This window comes from Rheinheimera sp. 4Y26 (assembly GCF_025245835.1).
Taxonomy (GTDB): domain Bacteria; phylum Pseudomonadota; class Gammaproteobacteria; order Enterobacterales; family Alteromonadaceae; genus Pararheinheimera.
Genome location: NZ_JAOBWS010000008.1, coordinates 18,350 through 36,999 on the forward strand (window position 1 = coordinate 18,350; position 18,650 = coordinate 36,999).

An 18,650-nucleotide genomic window follows, 5' to 3' on the forward strand; every position below is an offset into this window, starting at 1 on the left:
CAATGACAGTCAGCACAATAGATAGGTAAGTTCATGACAACAATAGGTATTTTTGGTGCCAATGGCCGGATGGGGCGAGCTCTGGTGTCAGTGGCTGCTGAGCAAAAACTCAAGCTGACTCAGGCGACAGTGCGTCAGGGGTCAGCTCTGGTTGGCGTAGACGCAGGCGAGTTGGCCGGTTGTGGCAAACTAGGCTTGATGCTGAGCGAAACCTGTTTGAATTCAGTGCAACAAGCCGATGTTTGGGTCGATTTCACTATGCCAGAAGCCATGCTGGCGCAACTTGAATTGGCAGTGCAGGCCAAAAAAGCCATGGTGATTGGGGTGACGGGGTTGTCCGATGAACAATACGCCAAAGTAAAAGCCGCCAGTGAGCTGATTCCTGTGGTGTGGGCGCCCAATATGAGTGTGGGTGTGAATTTGCTGCTGCATCTGGTACAAACTGCCGCCAAAGTGATGGGGCAAAGTGCCGATATTGAAATTATTGAAGCCCATCATCGCTTTAAAAAAGACGCGCCCAGCGGTACGGCGTTAGCTATTGGTAATAGCATTGCCAAGGCCTTAGGTCGTGATTTAAGCCAGTGTGCTGTGTATGGCCGTGAAGGTATTACCGGTGAGCGCGACCAGCAAACCATAGGTTTTGCTACAGTGCGGGGGGGCGACATTATTGGCGACCATACTGCACTTTTTGCCGACCTGGGCGAAAGGTTAGAAATTACCCATAAAGCATCCAGTCGCAGCACTTTTGCCCAAGGTGCGCTGCGTGCCGCGCTTTGGTTGCAAAATAAACAGCCCGGACTTTATTCTATGCAGCAAGTGCTGGGTTTGGCCGACTTAGCTTAGGTTTTTGAGCTATTCTTCGCAAAATTGCTACAAAACCGTTATTTTTATAATTTTTCAAAAAAGGATTAGACCAAATCCAGCAAATAGCCTAAAATACTGCGGTTTGCCTGAAGGGTCTGTTAGCCGCTGTTGATTGGTGAATACATTCATCAATAAGCAGAATACAACAGCCAAAGCGCAATAAAGAGTACACAATTTTGGGTCAGAACGGGTTGTAAAACATTGTCAGTTTTCGCCCGTTTTTTGCTGTTTGGAGGTTACCTTGACTAAGTCCGCCCTGCTCGTACTGGAAGACGGCACCGTATTTCGCGGTACAGCCATTGGCGCTGAAGGTGTTTCTGTTGGTGAAGTAGTGTTTAACACTTCGATGACAGGATATCAGGAAATTTTGACCGATCCTTCGTATGCTGAGCAAATGGTCACGCTGACCTATCCCCACATTGGTAATACCGGCACCAATGATGAAGATGAAGAATCCGGTAAAGTTTGGGCCAAGGGCCTGATTATTCGTGACCTTCCTCTTCTTGCCAGCAATTTCCGCAATCAACGTTCTCTTAGTCAATATCTTCAAGACCACAACATTCTCGGCATCGCCGACATCGACACCCGTAAGTTAACCCGCATCCTGCGTGAAAAAGGCGCTCAAAACGGCTGTTTAATGGCGGGCGACATCGACGAAGCCAAAGCTTTAGAGCTGGCTCGCAGCTTCCCTGGCCTGTCGGGTATGGATTTAGCCAAAGAAGTCACAGTAAAAGAAGCTTACCAGTGGACTGAAGGCAGCTGGAAATTAGGCCTTGGTCATCAAAAAGCACCTGAGTCTAAGTTTCACGTCGTTGCGTATGATTTTGGGGTGAAACGCAATATTTTACGTATGTTGGTAGACCGCGGTTGTAAATTAACTGTAGTTCCGGCCAAAACCACAGCGGCCGAAGTGCTGGCGATGAACCCGGATGGCATCTTTTTATCGAACGGCCCTGGCGACCCGGCACCTTGTGATTACGCTATCAAGGCTATCGAAGAATTCCTGAAAACTGACATTCCGGTATTTGGTATTTGTTTAGGCCACCAGTTATTAGCGCTGGCGAGCGGTGCCAAAACCTTAAAAATGAAATTTGGCCACCATGGTGGTAACCACCCGGTGCAGAATCTGGATAGCAAAAAGGTGCTTATCACAGCGCAAAACCACGGTTTTGCTGTAGATGAAGCCACTTTGCCAGCCAATCTGCGTGCCACCCATAAATCTTTGTTTGACGGTTCGCTGCAGGGCATTCACCGCACTGACAAACCGGCGTTCAGCTTCCAGGGCCACCCTGAAGCCAGCCCGGGGCCGCATGAAGCCTCTGAACTGTTTGACCACTTTATTGATTTAATGACCCAAGCCAAAGCCAAATAAGCCAGGAAAAGAGACGAGACATGCCAAAACGTACCGACCTTAAAAGTATTCTGATCCTCGGCGCTGGTCCTATTGTTATCGGCCAGGCCTGTGAATTTGACTATTCAGGCGCTCAGGCCTGTAAAGCCCTTCGTGAAGAAGGCTACCGCGTGATTCTGGTGAACTCGAACCCGGCCACCATTATGACCGACCCTGAGATGGCGGATGCCACCTATATCGAGCCAATTCACTGGCAGGTGGTGGAGAAAATTATTGAAAAAGAGCGTCCATGTGCAGTGTTGCCAACCATGGGCGGTCAGACAGCATTAAACTGTGCGCTGGATTTAGAGCGCCACGGTGTGCTGGCGAAATACAATGTGGAAATGATTGGTGCCACAGCTGACGCCATCGACAAAGCTGAAGATCGCAGCCGTTTTGACAAAGCCATGCGCTCTATTGGTCTGGCTTGTCCACGCGCAGGTCTGGCTCATTCGATGGAAGAAGCATACGAAGTGCTGGAAAAAATCGGTTTCCCATGCATTATCCGTCCTTCTTTTACCATGGGCGGTTCAGGCGGTGGTATTGCTTATAACCGCGAAGAATTTGAAGAAATTTGTACCCGTGGCCTGGATTTATCGCCCACCAAAGAGCTGTTAATCGATGAATCGCTGATTGGCTGGAAAGAGTACGAGATGGAAGTGGTGCGGGATAAAAACGACAACTGCATCATCGTTTGTTCTATCGAAAACTTCGACCCTATGGGCGTGCACACCGGTGACTCTATTACAGTAGCGCCGGCGCAAACCCTGACCGACAAAGAATACCAAATTATGCGCAACGCCTCTTTGGCTGTTTTGCGTGAAATTGGTGTGGAAACCGGCGGTTCAAACGTGCAGTTTGGTATCAACCCTGTGGATGGCCGTATGGTAATCATTGAGATGAACCCGCGGGTATCGCGCTCATCGGCCTTAGCATCTAAAGCAACGGGTTTCCCTATTGCCAAAGTGGCAGCCAAACTGGCGGTCGGTTATACCCTGGACGAACTGGCCAATGACATCACCGGTGGCCGCACGCCGGCTTCTTTTGAGCCGAGCATCGACTATGTAGTCACCAAGGTGCCACGTTTTAACTTCGAAAAATTTGTTGGTGCTAATGATCGTTTAACCACCCAGATGAAATCTGTCGGTGAAGTGATGGCGATTGGCCGTAATCAGCAGGAATCTTTGCAAAAAGCGCTGCGTGGTCTTGAAATTGGTGTTTGTGGTCTGGATCCGATCATTGACATTCATGCCCCTGAAGCCAAAGAAAAAATCACCCGCGAACTGCGTGAGCCAGGCTCTCACCGTATTTGGTACATCGCCGATGCCTTCCGTTTTGGCATGAGCATGGACGAAATCTTTAAGCTGACCAATATTGATCCCTGGTTCCTGGTGCAGATTGAAGATCTGATCAAAGAAGAAGCTGCGGTTAAAGCCGGCGGTTTTGCCGGTTTGGACCAGGCGCGTTTAACCGTATTAAAACGCAAAGGTTTTGCTGACAAACGTATTGCCGACATCTTAGGTGTGGCTGAAGCTGAAGTACGCAAAAAACGTCATGGTTTTGGCTTGCACCCGGTTTACAAGCGGGTGGATACCTGTGCTGCTGAATTTGCATCAGACACAGCTTATATGTACAGCACTTACGATGAAGAGTGTGAAGCCACACCAAGCAACCGCGATAAAATTATGATTATCGGTGGTGGCCCGAACCGTATCGGTCAGGGTATCGAGTTTGACTACTGCTGTGTACATGCCGCTTTAGCGCTGCGTGAAGACGGTTATGAAACCATTATGGTGAACTGTAACCCTGAAACAGTTTCAACCGACTACGACACCTCAGATCGTTTGTACTTTGAACCTATTACGCTGGAAGACGTGCTGGAAATTGTGCGCAAAGAACAGCCTAAAGGGGTGATAGTGCAATATGGTGGTCAGACCCCACTGAAATTAGCCCGTGCTTTAGAAGCGAATGGAGTGCCAATTATCGGCACTTCACCGGACGCTATTGACCGTGCGGAAGACCGGGAGCGTTTCCAGCAAGCCGTAGAGCGTTTAGGCCTGAAACAGCCAAAAAATGCCACTGTCACAAGCCTTGAAGAAGCCATTAACAAAGCGCCGGAGATCGGTTATCCGATGGTGGTCCGTCCTTCTTATGTACTGGGCGGCCGCGCCATGGAAATTGTGTACGACGACAATGACCTGCGCCGTTATATGACTGAAGCCGTGAGCGTTTCGAATGACTCACCGGTGTTGTTAGACCGTTTCCTTGATGATGCAATTGAAGTGGACATCGACGCCATTTGTGATGGCTCCGATGTGATTATCGGCGGCATCATGGAACACATTGAACAAGCCGGTGTGCACTCTGGCGACTCAGCCTGTTCCTTGCCACCACACAGCCTGAGCCAGGATATTCAGGATGTAATGCGCGAGCAGGTGAAAAAGCTGGCGTTGGAGCTGGGTGTGGTTGGTTTAATGAACACTCAGTTTGCGGTGAAAGACAACGAAGTGTACCTGATTGAAGTGAACCCGCGTGCTGCCCGTACTGTGCCTTTTGTCTCTAAAGCAACTGGTGTTGCAGTTGCTAAAGTAGGCGCCCGTTGTATGGCTGGCCGTTCGCTGAAAGAGCAGGGCGTCACCAAAGAAATTATCCCACCTTATTTCTCAGTGAAAGAAGTGGTGATCCCATTTAACAAATTCCCTGGTGTTGACCCGCTGTTAGGCCCTGAAATGCGCTCAACAGGTGAAGTCATGGGCGTAGGTGAAACCTTTGCCGAAGCTTTTGCCAAAGGCGAGTTAGGTGCAGGTACGCTGATCCCAACAGGGGGCCGTGCTTTACTTTCGGTGCGTGATAGCGATAAAGTGCGCGTGGTCGAGCTGGCAAGAACCATGGTTGCGCTTGGTTTTGAACTGGATGCAACTGGTGGTACCCATGCAGCCCTGGCTGCAGCCGGTATTCCATGCCGCGCCGTAAACAAAGTGTTTGAAGGCCGCCCGCACATTCTGGATCGGATCAAAAACGGTGAGTACAGTTACATCGTCAACACCACCGAAGGCCGTCAGGCCATTGAAGACTCCAAAGTGTTACGCCGTGGCGCGCTGCAGCACAAAGCAAATTACACCACGACACTGAACGCAGCTTTTGCAACCTGTAAAGCAAATGCAGCCAATGCTTTTGCCACGGTCAATTCAGTGCAGGAGTTACACAAGAGAGTAAACGGATGAGTCAAATCCCGATGACAGTGGAAGGCGCGCAGGCTCTGCGCGACGAACTGCATGAGTTAAAAAGTGTGAAGCGCCCGGCTATTATCGAAGCGATAGCCGAAGCGCGTGAGCACGGCGATCTGAAAGAAAACGCTGAGTATCACGCTGCGCGTGAAGCCCAGGGTTTTTGTGAAGGCCGTATCCAGGACATTGAGGCCAAGTTGTCCAATGCCCAGATCATCGATGTCACTAAACTGCCAAACACCGGCAAGGTTATTTTTGGTACCACAGTCACTATTCTGAATCTGGAAACCGACGAAGAAGTGACCTACCGCATTGTCGGTGACGACGAAGCGGATATCAAAAACAACCGTATTTCAGTCAATTCACCGATAGCGCGTGGCCTGATTGGCAAAGAGCTGGATGATGTGGTCAATATCAACACCCCAAATGGTATGGTTGAGTTTGAAATCACTAATGTTGAATATCGTTGATATTTCAATAAATTAAAAAAGCGGCTTCGGCCGCTTTTTTGTTATCTATCCAAATCACTTTTTTCGCTTCTGGCCTTACAGCATTTTTAATTGATGTAGCCATTTGCAATCAGATTGCGGTGTAATGCGGTTTTTTTGCTCTGATTGCGACCAAGGTTGCATTGACAATCACTTGAATGGCTGGTGTAACATGATGGTGCCAAACATTTTTAACAAAACGCCAGACTGTCGATAGCACGGGCTGACAAAGCAAAGGCTCGTATTGTGGGTGAGGCGGTTGGATTTAATGAAACAAACAAAAGCTTATCAGTTACAGGTGCAACAACGAACCTTGTGGGTGCGCGCCAATGGCGTATCCACTTTGTTGGTGGCAGCTGATTATCAAAAAGACTTTAAAGCCGCCGCAAAAGCTTTATTAGGCGATGATTGGGCTGTAGTGGTTGATATGAGGTTGTGGCAAGTGAGCCCGCAGCAAGTATTTGATTTATTTAAAGCTGTGGTGAGCTGGAGTTATGCCAACGGCTTAAAGCAAGTGGAAGTGATTAAACCTGCCGATCCTTTATTGCTGTGGCAATATTTAAAAGCGACTGATGTACAGCAGCCTGGGGATGTGGTGCGGAATTTTGTCGATGATGAAGTAACTGCCCGCCTGCATTTACAGGCGGCCGGTTATCTGACAGAAAAAACTTAACCGCGTGGCAGTACTAATTTTTTCTCTTTGGCTGCGCGGTATAAAACCAGAATGTGACCAATCACCTGCACTTTTTCAGCTTTGGATTCGCGGACAATAGCGTCCATCACTGCAACTTTTTCGTCACGGTCAATACTTGGCACTTTGACTTTGATCAGCTCGTGGTGTTCAAGCGCCAGATCAATTTCAGCCATCACACCTTCGGTCAGACCGTTGCCGCCAAGCAGAATAATTGGCTTTAATTCGTGCGCTTTGGCTTTTAAAAACTGTTTTTGTTTGTTTGATAAACTCATAAGTAGACTTTTTCCATTGGGAAAGCTTGAAATTACGCTATTGTACCGCCATCTTGCAGGGAAGACCAATTAAGAGTAGTTCCATGACCAAGAAAAAGCGTTCTGCCAGCTCATCCAGATGGCTGCAGGAACATGTATCAGACCCTTTTGTGCATAAAGCGCAAAAATTAGGCTTACGTTCACGGGCTTCATTTAAGCTCGAAGAGATTCAGCAAAAAGACAAACTGATTAAACCCGGCAACACTGTGGTGGATCTGGGTTCAGCCCCAGGCAGCTGGTCGCAATTAGCGGCTGAGCTGGTAGGGCCTTCAGGCTGTGTCATTGCCTGTGACATTTTGCCGATGGATCCATTGGCCGGAGTTGCTTTTTTGCAGGGCGATTTTCGTGAAGATGCAGTGCTCAATGCGCTGCTTGACCGTATTGGTGGCCGTAATGTTGATGTAGTGTTGTCCGATATGGCACCCAATATGAGCGGTAATGCCACAGTTGATCAGAGCCGCAGTATGTATCTGGTAGAACTGGCGCTGGATATGTGCAGTAAAGTACTGAAACAGAACGGCAGTTTTGTGGTCAAAGTATTTCATGGTGATGGTTTTGAACAATATGTGCAGAACATCCGTAATGTATTTGGCACTGTACGGATCCGAAAGCCCGATTCGTCGCGTTCACGTTCGAGCGAGACTTATATCGTGGCGACAGGCTTCAAACTCTAGTAAAGTAGCAACAGAAGCATTTTCTGGTAACAAGAGGTTATAACCTTGAGCGATATGGCAAAGAATTTAATGGTATGGCTGGTGATCGCCGTCATTTTAATGACGATGTTCAACAGTTTCAGTCCAACCGACCGTAGCGAGCGGCAAACCAGTTACACCCAGTTTATTAACGACGTGAAACAAGGCCAGGTCCGTGAAGTGAAAGTGGACCGCACTGGTGTAGTCACAGGTGTGAAGCGGGATGGTCAGCGTTTTGAAACCGTGATCCCTGGCGGTTATGACGATGGTTTGCTCAAAGACCTGATTGAAAACGGTGTAGATGGTACTGGTGTGCAGCCGGAAGAAGGCAGTCTGCTCGGTCAGATTTTCATTTCCTGGTTCCCAATGTTACTGCTGATTGGCGTCTGGATTTTCTTTATGCGCCAGATGCAGGGCGGAGGTGGTAAAGGTGCCATGTCTTTTGGTAAAAGCCGTGCCCGTTTAATGGGCGAAGACCAAATCAAAACTACTTTTGCTGATGTTGCAGGTTGTGACGAAGCCAAAGAAGAAGTATCTGAGCTGGTGGATTACTTAAAAGACCCATCACGTTTCCAGAAACTGGGTGGTCGTATTCCAAAAGGCGTTTTAATGGTTGGCCCACCAGGCACAGGTAAAACGTTATTGGCTAAAGCTATTGCCGGCGAAGCCAAAGTACCGTTTTTTACCATTTCAGGCTCTGACTTTGTTGAAATGTTTGTTGGTGTGGGCGCGTCCCGTGTACGCGACATGTTCGAACAAGCGAAAAAAGCCGCACCTTGCATTATTTTTATCGATGAAATTGATGCTGTCGGTCGTCAGCGTGGTGCCGGTTTAGGTGGTGGTCATGACGAACGTGAACAAACCTTAAACCAGATGCTGGTTGAGATGGATGGTTTTGATGGTAATGAAGGTATTATCGTGATTGCTGCCACCAACAGACCAGATGTATTAGACCCTGCATTATTACGTCCGGGCCGTTTTGACCGTCAGGTTACTGTTGGTTTACCTGATGTACGTGGCCGTGAACAAATTCTGAAAGTGCATATGCGTAAAGTACCATTAGGCGATGGTGTGGATGCATCATTAATTGCCCGTGGTACTCCAGGTTTTTCAGGTGCTGATTTAGCAAACTTAGTGAATGAAGCCGCACTTTTTGCAGCCCGTAATAACCGTCGTGTGGTGTCGATGGATGAGTTTGAAAAAGCCAAAGACAAAATCCTGATGGGTACTGAGCGTCGTTCTATGGTGATGACGGAAAAAGAAAAAGAAATGACGGCTTATCACGAAGCAGGGCATGCTATTGTCGGTCGTCTGGTGCCTGAACATGATCCGGTTTACAAAGTCAGTATTATTCCTCGTGGCCGGGCCCTGGGTGTGACTATGTATTTACCTGAGCGCGACAGAGTCAGTCATTCCAAACGTTATCTGGAAAGTATGATCAGCTCGTTGTTTGGTGGCCGTATTGCCGAGCAAATCATTTATGGTGATGAAGCTGTCAGCACTGGTGCATCCAATGACATTGAACGCGCCACCAACCTGGCACGCAAAATGGTTACTCAATGGGGCTTCTCCGAAAAATTAGGCCCATTGTTGTATGCAGAAGAAGAGGGTGAAGTGTTTTTAGGCCGTACTGTGACTAAAAACAAGAGTATGTCTGAAGACACAGTGAAGCTGATTGATGCAGAGATCCGCGACTTTATCGACCGTAACTATGCGCGCTCGAAAAAGCTGATTGAAGAAAATATGGATATTCTGCACGCGATGAAAGATTGTCTGATGCAATACGAAACCATCGATGCAAAACAAATTGATGATTTGATGGCGCGTCGTGAAGTGCGTCCACCAGAGCACTGGGAGCCAAAAGACAAAAAGCCTGATCAAACATCAGGTGGTGACAGTGCTGCTGTAGCAGACGTCAAAGTTGACGACAAACCAGCAGAGAACCCATTGCACTAAAAGGGTTCACCAAGAGCAAAGCTAAAGCTTAGACCGAGCCGGTGCTGTCGTACGTTAAAGTAATTGAAAACCCCGACTTGTTCGGGGTTTGTATTTTTCAGCTGGATAAAAAGTGGTGGGCTTGGGCGGTAACTGCAATTCGCAAACACAAGCCCTAACCAGACTGCTTTCACTTGCGAAGTTACTCCAAAGCCAGTGGTTTGCCGGGCGCATTTTAGTAAAGGCGCAGCAAACTTCTTATTACGCCTGTAAGGCCGAACTTATGTTTTGCCGTGAAATTGTATCAACGAGGTGTTTGATGTTGTTGAGGTTACCCCGTAATCGACAATTGTTGTTAGATAAATGCAAACTGATGGCCATTTTAAATGTCACGCCGGATTCATTTTCAGATGGTGGCAAATTTGTCGGCCATGATGCTGCGTTGCGTCAGGTTGAACAAATGCTTAAAGACGGCGCTGACATTATAGATATTGGCGGTGAGTCCACCCGTCCTGGTGCCGCAGAAGTGTCTATCAGTGAAGAGCTGGATAGAGTTATTCCTGTGATCGAACTTGTCCGTCGTGAATTTGATACTGTCATTTCTATTGATACCTATAAAACTGCAGTGATGAAAGCGGCGATAGCTGCCGGTGCTGACATTATTAATGACGTGCGGGCGTTACAGGACGAAGGTGCGGTAGAAGTTGCTGTTCAGACTCAGGTGCCGGTTTGTCTGATGCATATGCGTGGTATGCCGGGTTCTATGCAACAACTGACAGACTATCAGCAGGTTACTGACGAAGTGCTGACTTTTTTAACAGAAAGAGCAAGTTTTTGTATAAAAGCCGGTATAGCACCGGGTCAAATCATTCTGGATCCCGGTTTTGGATTTGCCAAAACGCTGGCGCAAAATTACCAGCTGCTGTCTGGGCTGAGTAAGTTTCAGCAGTCTGGTTTTGCCGTTCTGGCTGGTATGTCGCGTAAATCGATGATAGGCCAATTACTGAACAGGCCGGTATCAGAACGTTTGGCAGGCAGTATTGCCTGTGCCACAATAGCCGTCATGCATGGCGCGCGCATTATCCGCACGCATGACGTCAGAGAAACAGCCGATGCAATAGCCGTGGCTGAAGCGACAATGTCTGGAGAATTAGAATGAGCAGGAAGTATTTTGGTACCGATGGGGTGCGTGGCCGGGTGGGTGAGTTTCCTATTACCCCTGAATTTGCCATGAAATTAGGCTGGGCCGCTGGCCGTGTGTTATCACAACGTGGTACCCGTAAGGTGTTGATTGGTAAAGATACCCGTATTTCCGGTTATTTACTGGAAACCGCGTTGGAAGCAGGCCTCATTGCTGCCGGTATCGATGTTCGGTTATTAGGCCCTATGCCAACGCCTGCAGTGTCTTATCTGACTCATACTTTCCGTGCCGAAGCAGGTATTGTCATTAGTGCTTCACACAATCCTTATTATGATAACGGCATTAAATTTTTCTCGGCCGATGGCTCGAAGTTAGACGATGACATTGAGCTGGCAATCGAAGCTGAACTCGAGCAGCCGATGGTGTGTGAGCCATCAGAAAAACTCGGTAAAGCGCAACGTATTGACGATGCTTCAGGTCGTTATATCGAATTTTGCAAAAGCCACTTGCCTAAACATATGTCGTTAAGTGGCTTTACCATAGTGCTGGATTGTGCCAATGGAGCTACTTATCACATTGCTCCTAATGTGTTTAAAGAGCTTGGCGCAGAAGTGCATACCATCGCCTGCAGCCCCAATGGTTTAAATATCAACGAAAAATGTGGTGCAACTCATACCGAAGCGCTGCAACAGGCTGTGGTTGACTTAAAGGCTGATCTGGGTATTGCCTATGACGGTGATGGTGACCGCGTGATGATGGTGGATCACACAGGCCGCCAGATTGATGGTGACGAAATTATTTATATGATTGCCCGTTCTGCCAAAGAGCGTGGTCGGTTACAGGGTGGTGTGGTTGGCACTTTAATGAGCAACATGGGCCTGGAGTTGGCACTTGCTGAGCTGGACATTCCCTTTGCCCGCAGCAAGGTAGGCGACCGTTATGTGATGGAGCTGCTGCAGGAAAAAGGCTGGCGTATTGGCGGCGAAAACTCAGGCCATGTGCTGAACCTTGATCACACAGGCACCGGTGACGGTATTATTGCATCGTTGCAGGTATTGGCTTCAATGATCGATACCAAATTATCACTGGCAGAACTCAGCCAGGGCATGACCAAGTTGCCTCAGGTGCTGGTGAATGTGAAGTTTGAAAAAGGTACTGCGCCTTTAGAGAATTTACATGTCAAAGAAGTGATTGCGCAAGTAGAGCAAGAGTTATCCGGTCAGGGGCGTGTACTTATTCGTAAATCGGGTACAGAGCCGCTGATCCGTGTAATGGTTGAAGGAAGAGAACAACAGCAGGTACGGGAATATGCCGAAAAAATTGCTGCTGCTGTGAAAATCGCGAGTTAGATAAAGACTTTTGCTAAGCTGATACTGCGGCTGATTTTGCAGTTTCAGTCTGACAACACAGCAGATAAAAAAAGCGCCAATGGCGCTTTTTTTATAAAGCATAGCTTGTGCCTCAGTGCCATGTTCGTTAATATCTCGCGCGCTAAAACACCGGAGCTCTCATGACACAACGCAGACCATTAATTGCCGCTAATTGGAAGATGAATGGCAGTGTTGAACTGGTGGAACAAGCCAGTGCAAGCCTTAATAGTTTGGCGGTTTCAGCCGCTGAAATTCTGATCTGTCCGCCTGTAATATTTCTAAGTCAATTTCCGAAAAGCGACAAATATAAGCTGGGTGGTCAAAATGTCAGCAGTGAGCGCAGTGGAGCCTTCACAGGGGAGATCAGTGCTGATATGCTTCGCGCCGCTGGTGCTGAGTATGTGATTATTGGTCACTCTGAACGCCGTGCGCTTTTTGCAGAAACTGACGCTGTAGTTTTAGCAAAAACCAAGCAGGCAATTTCGGCGAAATTAACGCCAATTGTTTGTTTTGGCGAAACTTTAATCGAAAGACAGCAAGAAAAAACTATGCAGGTTCTTGCACAGCATTTGGATGCAGTGTATGCTGCGCACCCTGAATTGCTGAGGCATTCAGTCATCGCTTATGAGCCGGTTTGGGCCATAGGAACAGGTGAGACGGCGACGCCGGAACAGGCTCAGCAAGTGCATGCTTTTATCCGGTCTCACTTGAGCCAGTATGATAAAGAAGCGGCACTACAAGTAAGAATTATTTACGGTGGTAGCGTCAACGCAGAAAATTGCGCTGCCCTGTTCGCACAGCCTGATATAGACGGTGGTCTGGTCGGTGGTGCAAGTTTAAAACCTGCAGAATTTGCTGCAATTTGCCTAAGTGCACAGGATTAACCATGTACGAAATTGTAATTGTATTATACGTAATAGTTTCGCTGGCAATTATCGGTCTGGTGTTGATCCAGCACGGTAAAGGTGCAGATATGGGCGCTTCTTTTGGTGCCGGTGCGTCTGCAACTATTTTCGGTTCTTCAGGCACAGGTAACTTTTTGACAAAATCAACGTCAATTCTTGCGGTAGTGTTTTTTGCGTTGAGTCTGGTATTAGGTAATTACAATACCAGCCATATCGAGAAAAATTCTGAATTTGAAAATCTTACAGCTCCTGTTGTTGAAAAAGCACCGACTGCCGAAGAAAAGAAAGACACAACTAAAGATATTCCGGTTGGTAACTAAGTTAGCAACCACTGCAACGCAGCAACGTTTTTAGCCGAGATGGTGAAATTGGTATACACGCTACCTTGAGGTGGTAGTGCCCTAGGCATGCGGGTTCGAGTCCCGCTCTCGGCACCATTCTTTCAACTGTTCCTTTGTATTTAGTCATTCGCAGCGAGTTAAAACACCGCTGCAAAAAGCAAACTAAGTCAGTGACAGTTAAAACAAATCTTGCGATACAGTGCTCAGCACTATATAATGCACGCCAGTTACGGACGCGGGATGGAGCAGCCTGGTAGCTCGTCGGGCTCATAACCCGAAGGTCGTCGGTTCAAATCCGGCTCCCGCAACCAACTTTTGAAAATCCTGTTTTGATGTGCTTAAGGCACAAGATAATTACAAAACAGCTTTGCGGCACTCAACTAAGAGTTAGTGCAAGATGTTTATCACATGACCGCAATCAATGGCGGAACTTCGATAAACAGACCAGATTTATAAACAAGATTGGCGATATCTTGTTTTTTCAGATTTAACTTCGCCCCGTTCTTCGGGGCGTTTTTATATCTGAAGTATTGATGTACTAAAATTCTGGGCTATATGCCCTTTTTTTATTTCTGGAGGTCTCTTTGACTAAACAAGAACAGCGCTTAACCGAGCTGTTAGGTCCAACAGTAGAAGCTGCGGGCTTTGAGTTGTTGGGCTGCGAGTTCGTGCCTGCTGGGCGTCATTCCACTCTGCGGCTTTTTATTGATCATCCGGACGGAGTGACAGTTGATCACTGTGCGCTGGTCAGTCGTGAAGTGGGCGCCATCCTTGATGTTGAAGACCCAATCCCTAACGAATACAACCTCGAAGTTTCTTCTCCTGGTCTGGACCGTCCGTTATTTACACCTGCTCATTTTGCCAAAGTTGTTGGTCAGAAAGTGGAAGTAAAGCTGGCGATCCCACAGGACGGCCGCCGTCGTTTTAAAGGGCAGCTGCTGGAAATTGTCGATGACATGCTGGTAATTGAAGTGGATGGCAAACCTTATCGTTTGCTTATGGATAACGTAGATAAAGCAAACGTAGTTCCGGTTTTTTAAGTTAACCGGCTCTTAGTGAGGCAGAAAACATGGCAAAAGAAATTTTATTAGTAGTTGATGCGGTCTCGAACGAAAAGTCAGTGCCGCGTGAAAAGATTTTCCAGGCATTAGAATATGCACTGGCCGCCGCTACCAAAAAGAAAAATGAAAGCGACATCGAAGTTCGTGTTTCTATCGACCGTAAAACCGGTGCTTATGAGACTTTCCGGCGCTGGCTGGTGGTTGCTGATGACCATGTGATGGAGCATCCAACCCGCGAAATGACTTTGTCAGCAGCACAATATGACGAGCCAGGTCTGCAAATCGGCGATTATGTTGAAGAGCAAATTGAATCTGTAGTATTTGACCGTATTACCACTCAGATGGCCAAGCAGGTCATTGTGCAAAAAGTTCGTGAAGCTGAACGTTCACAAGTGGTTGAAGCTTATATCGATCAGGTTGGTGAGCTGGTAACAGGTGTGGTGAAAAAAGTAAACCGTGACAGCGTTATTGTGGATCTAGGCAACAATGCTGAAGCCATGCTGGCCCGTGAAGAGATGATCCCACGCGAAACTTTCCGTCCGGGTGACCGTATCCGCGCTTTATTATATGCAGTCAATCCGGAAGCACGTGGTGCTCAACTGTTTTTAAGCCGCACCCGTCCTGAGATGCTGATTGAGTTGTTCCGCATTGAAGTGCCGGAAATCGGCGAAGAAATGATTGAAATTCGTGGTGCTGCCCGCGACCCGGGTTCACGTGCCAAAATTGCCGTGAAGACCAACGACCGTCGTATCGACCCGGTTGGTGCCTGTGTGGGTATGCGTGGTTCAAGGGTACAGGCCGTTTCCGGTGAATTAGGTGGCGAGCGTGTAGATATTGTGCTGTACGACGACAATCCGGCTCAGTTTGTGATTAATGCGATGGCTCCGGCTGAAGTGGCTTCTATCATCGTAGATGAAGAACGTCATGCGATGGATATCGCCGTTGAAGATGCCAACTTGCCAATGGCGATTGGCCGTGCCGGTCAGAACGTGCGTTTAGCCAGCCAGTTAACGGCGTGGGAGCTGAACGTGATGTCAGTGTCTGATATGAAGAAAAAACACCAGGAAGAAAATTCCAAAGTGCTTGAGCTCTTTATGTCGTCACTGGAAATCGATGAAGATTTTGCCGGTATTCTGGTTGATGAAGGTTTCTCGTCGCTGGAAGAAATCGCTTATGTACCTGTCAGTGAATTACTGGCAATTGACGGTCTGGACGAAGACACAGTTGAAGAGCTGCGTAAACGTGCCAAGGCTGTATTGACCACTCGTGCGCTGGCCAGTGAAGAATCACTGGAAGGTGCAACACCGAGTGAAGCGCTGTTGAACCTGCCTGGTTTAGAAACGCACACCGCCTACGTGCTGGCAAGCAAAGGTGTGGTGACGCTCGACGATCTGGCTGAATTAGGTGTCGATGATTTGCTCGAAATTGAAAAAATGAACGAAGAAAAAGCTGCCGCGCTGATTATGGCTGCACGCAATATTGTTTGGTTTAGCGAAGAAAACTGATAGGTCAACGGAGGTAACATTGACATGGCAGAAGTAACGATTGAAAAACTAGCCAGTGATGTGGGAACGACTGTTGATCGGTTAGTCCAACAATTTGCTGATGCAGGCATCTCGAAAAAAGCCGGTCAGGTGGTTTCAGAAGAAGAGAAAAAGTCTTTACTGGAACATCTGAGTAAACAACATGGTGGTGCCAGCACTGAACCATCGCGTTTAACTTTAAAACGCAAAGAAACTACAACCCTGAGTGTCAGCGGTGGCGCAGGCCGTAACCGTGAAATTCAGGTGCAGGTATTAAAGCAAAAAACTTACGTTAAACGTCCTCTGGTGGATGACGCTGCGGCGCAGGCAGCTGAAGAAGCCCGCTTAGCTGAAGAAGCTAAAAAAGCGGAAGAAGCACGTCAGGCTGCGGAAAAAGCGGCTGCAGAACGTAAAGCCAAAGAAGAAGCCGATAAAAAGGCTGAAGCTGAACGTAAAGCATTAGAAGCGAAAAAACAGGCGGAAGCCCGTGCTCAATTGCTCAAAGATGATCCGGAAGAAGCGGCCCGTCGCCAGGCTAAAGAAGATGCCAAACGTGAGGCGGACCGCATTATTGCTCAGCAAGATGCTGAACGTCTGCGTAAGCTGGAATTAGAAGCACAACGTCAGGCAGAAGAAGCCCGTAAACTGGCTGAAGAAAACGCTGAACGTTGGGCGAAAGAAGAAAAATCACCGGTTGAAATTGGTGATTACCACCTGACGTCTAACGTTTATGCCAAACAGGCAGAAGACGAAGTTGACGCGCGCGATGAGCGTGGCGGCCGCCGTCATGGCAAAAAAGCCCCTGTTGGCAAAGCCAAGAAAAAAGATGATGACGATAAAGACGCATTTAACCGCGCCAATCGCCATAAGAAAAAGAAAACGCCAACCAGCATGCAGCACGGTTTTAATAAACCAGCCCAGCCTGTTGAACGTGAAGTAAAAATTGGTGAAACCATCACTGTGGCTGAACTCGCCGCTAAAATGGCAGTAAAAGCATCAGAAGTGATTAAAGTGATGATGAAGATGGGCGCTATGGCGACTATCAACCAGGTGATTGATCAGGAAACTGCGGCCATTGTCTGTGAAGAAATGGGCCACAAATTTACCCTGACCAAAGAAAACGAGCTGGAAGAAGCAGTGATGTCTGACCGTGAAGGTCAGGGTGAACTGGAGCCGCGTGCACCAGTTGTGACTGTGATGGGCCACGTTGACCATGGTAAAACTTCAACACTGGATTATATCCGTAAAGCCAAAGTTGCGGCCGGCGAAGCCGGTGGTATTACCCAGCATATCGGTGCTTACCACGTTGAAACTGAACGCGGTATGGTTACTTTCCTCGACACCCCAGGTCACGCCGCCTTTACCTCAATGCGTGCCCGTGGTGCTAAGGCCACAGATATCGTTGTGCTGGTGGTTGCTGCTGACGATGGTGTGATGCCACAAACCAAAGAAGCCATTCAGCACGCAAAAGCGGCTGGTGTACCTTTAGTGGTTGCAGTGAACAAAATGGATAAACCGGATGCAGATCCGGATCGTGTTCGTAACGAATTATCCCAGTACGATGTTATTTCGGAAGAATGGGGTGGTGACACTCAATTTGTGCCAATTTCTGCCAAAACCGGTATGGGTATCGACGATTTACTCGAAGCCATTCTGAACCAGGCTGAACTGCTTGAATTAAAAGCAGTGAAAAAAGGTCTGGCTCGTGGTGTTGTAATCGAATCCCGTCTGGACAAAGGCCGTGGTCCTGTTGCTTCTATCCTGGTGCAGGAAGGTACTCTGCAACAAGGCGAAATTGTGCTTTGTGGTTTTGAATACGGCCGTGTTCGTGCAATGCGCGATGAAAACGGTAAAGAAGTAAAATCAGCCGGTCCTTCTATTCCGGTAGAGATTTTAGGTTTATCTGGTGTGCCACAAGCTGGTGATGAAGTCACAGTGGTGAAAGACGAGCGTAAAGCCCGTGAAGTTGCCCTGTATCGTCAAGGCAAGTTCCGTGATGTGAAACTGGCCCGTCAGCAAAAAGCCAACCTGGAAAACATGTTTGCCAACATGACAGACGGTGATGTGTCTGAACTGAACATCGTCCTGAAAGCTGACGTACAGGGTTCAGTGGAAGCCATCAGCGAGTCACTGCAGAAACTGTCGACCGACGAAGTGAAAGTGAAGATTGTAGGCAGTGGTGTTGGTGGTATTACCGAAACCGACGTGACACTGGCAGCAGCTTCATCCGCTATCGTCATCGGCTTTAACGTTCGTGCCGATGCTTCTGCCCGCAAACTGGTGGAAGAAGAAGGTCTGGACTTACGTTATTACAGCATCATTTATGAGCTGATTGACGAAGTAAAAGCGGCGATGACAGGTATGCTGGCACCAGAGTTTAAACAGCAGATCATCGGTCTGGCTCAGGTTCGTGATGTGTTCCGCTCACCGAAGTTCGGCGCTGTTGCCGGCTGTATGGTTACCGAAGGTGTGGTTAAACGTAATGCGCCAATCCGCGTACTGCGTGACAACGTGGTGATCTACGAAGGTGAACTGGAATCACTGCGTCGCTTCAAAGACGACGTATCTGAAGTCCGTAACGGTTTCGAGTGTGGTATCGGTGTGAAGAACTACAACGACGTCCGTGAAGGCGACCAGATTGAAGTGTTTGAAGTGATTCAGGTTGTGCGTACACTGTAACGCAAGTGCCTGATTAAACACTGTAAATA

General features: G+C 48.0%; 15 protein-coding genes and 2 tRNA genes. 16 read left to right on the forward strand and 1 reads right to left on the reverse strand.

Features of this window, described 5'->3' with window-relative positions:
• The first annotated feature begins 33 nt into the window (after window positions 1-33).
• From dapB to N3Z11_RS11425, 5 genes are all read left to right on the forward strand, one after another.
• Complete coding sequence (dapB, locus tag N3Z11_RS11405) at window positions 34-843, forward strand: 4-hydroxy-tetrahydrodipicolinate reductase (protein ID WP_260657306.1); 810 nt, start codon at window positions 34-36, stop codon at window positions 841-843.
• Between the two features lie 262 nt (window positions 844-1,105).
• A complete protein-coding gene (gene carA / locus N3Z11_RS11410; protein WP_260657307.1) occupies window positions 1,106-2,236 on the forward strand; it encodes a glutamine-hydrolyzing carbamoyl-phosphate synthase small subunit in 1,131 nt (376 codons plus the stop codon).
• A gap of 20 nt (window positions 2,237-2,256) precedes the next feature.
• Window positions 2,257-5,478, forward strand: coding sequence for a carbamoyl-phosphate synthase large subunit (gene carB / locus N3Z11_RS11415; protein WP_260657308.1), 3,222 nt, complete (start codon window positions 2,257-2,259; stop codon window positions 5,476-5,478).
• Window positions 5,475-5,951, forward strand: a complete 477-nt coding sequence (gene greA / locus N3Z11_RS11420; protein WP_260657309.1) for a transcription elongation factor GreA — start codon at window positions 5,475-5,477, stop codon at window positions 5,949-5,951. Before carB ends, greA begins: the two co-directional genes overlap by 4 nt.
• Window positions 5,952-6,237: 286 nt before the next feature.
• The gene (locus N3Z11_RS11425; protein ID WP_260657310.1) at window positions 6,238-6,642 is read left to right on the forward strand and encodes a hypothetical protein; all 405 of its coding nucleotides are present in this window, start codon (window positions 6,238-6,240) and stop codon (window positions 6,640-6,642) included.
• Here the strand turns inward: N3Z11_RS11425 and yhbY are convergent.
• Window positions 6,639-6,935 carry a ribosome assembly RNA-binding protein YhbY gene (gene yhbY / locus N3Z11_RS11430; RefSeq protein WP_260657311.1) on the reverse strand — a complete coding sequence of 99 codons (297 nt, stop codon included), beginning with the start codon at window positions 6,933-6,935 and terminating at the stop codon, window positions 6,639-6,641. The two genes, N3Z11_RS11425 and yhbY, sit on opposite strands and share 4 nt — an antisense overlap.
• A gap of 83 nt (window positions 6,936-7,018) precedes the next feature.
• Between yhbY and rlmE the strand changes: the two genes are divergently transcribed.
• From rlmE to infB, 11 genes are all read left to right on the forward strand, one after another.
• On the forward strand, window positions 7,019-7,648 hold the full coding sequence (gene rlmE / locus N3Z11_RS11435; RefSeq protein ID WP_260657312.1) for a 23S rRNA (uridine(2552)-2'-O)-methyltransferase RlmE: 630 nt from the start codon (window positions 7,019-7,021) through the stop codon (window positions 7,646-7,648).
• Between the two features lie 54 nt (window positions 7,649-7,702).
• The gene (gene ftsH / locus N3Z11_RS11440) at window positions 7,703-9,622 is read left to right on the forward strand and encodes an ATP-dependent zinc metalloprotease FtsH (RefSeq protein WP_260657313.1); all 1,920 of its coding nucleotides are present in this window, start codon (window positions 7,703-7,705) and stop codon (window positions 9,620-9,622) included.
• Between the two features lie 298 nt (window positions 9,623-9,920).
• The gene (gene folP, locus N3Z11_RS11445; protein ID WP_260657314.1) at window positions 9,921-10,760 is read left to right on the forward strand and encodes a dihydropteroate synthase; all 840 of its coding nucleotides are present in this window, start codon (window positions 9,921-9,923) and stop codon (window positions 10,758-10,760) included.
• Complete coding sequence (gene glmM / locus N3Z11_RS11450) at window positions 10,757-12,091, forward strand: phosphoglucosamine mutase (RefSeq protein WP_260657315.1); 1,335 nt, start codon at window positions 10,757-10,759, stop codon at window positions 12,089-12,091. Before folP ends, glmM begins: the two co-directional genes overlap by 4 nt.
• Before the next feature lie 161 nt (window positions 12,092-12,252).
• Complete coding sequence (gene tpiA / locus N3Z11_RS11455; RefSeq protein ID WP_260657316.1) at window positions 12,253-12,996, forward strand: triose-phosphate isomerase; 744 nt, start codon at window positions 12,253-12,255, stop codon at window positions 12,994-12,996.
• A 2-nt stretch (window positions 12,997-12,998) separates the two neighbouring features.
• A complete protein-coding gene (secG, locus tag N3Z11_RS11460; protein ID WP_260657317.1) occupies window positions 12,999-13,337 on the forward strand; it encodes a preprotein translocase subunit SecG in 339 nt (112 codons plus the stop codon).
• A 33-nt stretch (window positions 13,338-13,370) separates the two neighbouring features.
• Window positions 13,371-13,454, forward strand: a tRNA-Leu gene (locus N3Z11_RS11465).
• Window positions 13,455-13,592: 138 nt separating this feature from the next.
• A tRNA-Met gene (locus N3Z11_RS11470) sits at window positions 13,593-13,669 on the forward strand.
• Window positions 13,670-13,942: 273 nt separating this feature from the next.
• Window positions 13,943-14,398, forward strand: a complete 456-nt coding sequence (gene rimP, locus N3Z11_RS11475) for a ribosome maturation factor RimP (protein WP_260657318.1) — start codon at window positions 13,943-13,945, stop codon at window positions 14,396-14,398.
• A 29-nt stretch (window positions 14,399-14,427) separates the two neighbouring features.
• A complete protein-coding gene (nusA, locus tag N3Z11_RS11480; protein WP_260657319.1) occupies window positions 14,428-15,924 on the forward strand; it encodes a transcription termination factor NusA in 1,497 nt (498 codons plus the stop codon).
• 24 nt (window positions 15,925-15,948) lie between these two features.
• Entirely contained in the window at window positions 15,949-18,621 is a 2,673-nt protein-coding gene (gene infB, locus N3Z11_RS11485) for a translation initiation factor IF-2 (RefSeq protein WP_260657320.1), read from the forward strand.
• The last annotated feature ends 29 nt before the right edge of the window (window positions 18,622-18,650 follow it).

What these genes read in the sequence shown, in the direction of transcription:
- rlmE (WP_260657312.1), top strand. Translation starts at nt 7,019, where the DNA reads ATGACCAAGAAAAAGCGTTCTGCCAGCTCATCCAGATGGCTGCAGGAA.
- N3Z11_RS11425 (WP_260657310.1), top strand. Translation starts at nt 6,238, where the DNA reads ATGAAACAAACAAAAGCTTATCAGTTACAGGTGCAACAACGAACCTTG.
- dapB (WP_260657306.1), top strand. Translation starts at nt 34, where the DNA reads ATGACAACAATAGGTATTTTTGGTGCCAATGGCCGGATGGGGCGAGCT.
- secG (WP_260657317.1), top strand. Translation starts at nt 12,999, where the DNA reads ATGTACGAAATTGTAATTGTATTATACGTAATAGTTTCGCTGGCAATT.
- carB (WP_260657308.1), top strand. Translation starts at nt 2,257, where the DNA reads ATGCCAAAACGTACCGACCTTAAAAGTATTCTGATCCTCGGCGCTGGT.
- ftsH (WP_260657313.1), top strand. Translation starts at nt 7,703, where the DNA reads ATGGCAAAGAATTTAATGGTATGGCTGGTGATCGCCGTCATTTTAATG.
- glmM (WP_260657315.1), top strand. Translation starts at nt 10,757, where the DNA reads ATGAGCAGGAAGTATTTTGGTACCGATGGGGTGCGTGGCCGGGTGGGT.
- yhbY (WP_260657311.1), bottom strand. Translation starts at nt 6,935, where the DNA reads ATGAGTTTATCAAACAAACAAAAACAGTTTTTAAAAGCCAAAGCGCAC.
- greA (WP_260657309.1), top strand. Translation starts at nt 5,475, where the DNA reads ATGAGTCAAATCCCGATGACAGTGGAAGGCGCGCAGGCTCTGCGCGAC.
- tpiA (WP_260657316.1), top strand. Translation starts at nt 12,253, where the DNA reads ATGACACAACGCAGACCATTAATTGCCGCTAATTGGAAGATGAATGGC.
- infB (WP_260657320.1), top strand. Translation starts at nt 15,949, where the DNA reads ATGGCAGAAGTAACGATTGAAAAACTAGCCAGTGATGTGGGAACGACT.
- folP (WP_260657314.1), top strand. Translation starts at nt 9,921, where the DNA reads ATGTTGTTGAGGTTACCCCGTAATCGACAATTGTTGTTAGATAAATGC.
- nusA (WP_260657319.1), top strand. Translation starts at nt 14,428, where the DNA reads ATGGCAAAAGAAATTTTATTAGTAGTTGATGCGGTCTCGAACGAAAAG.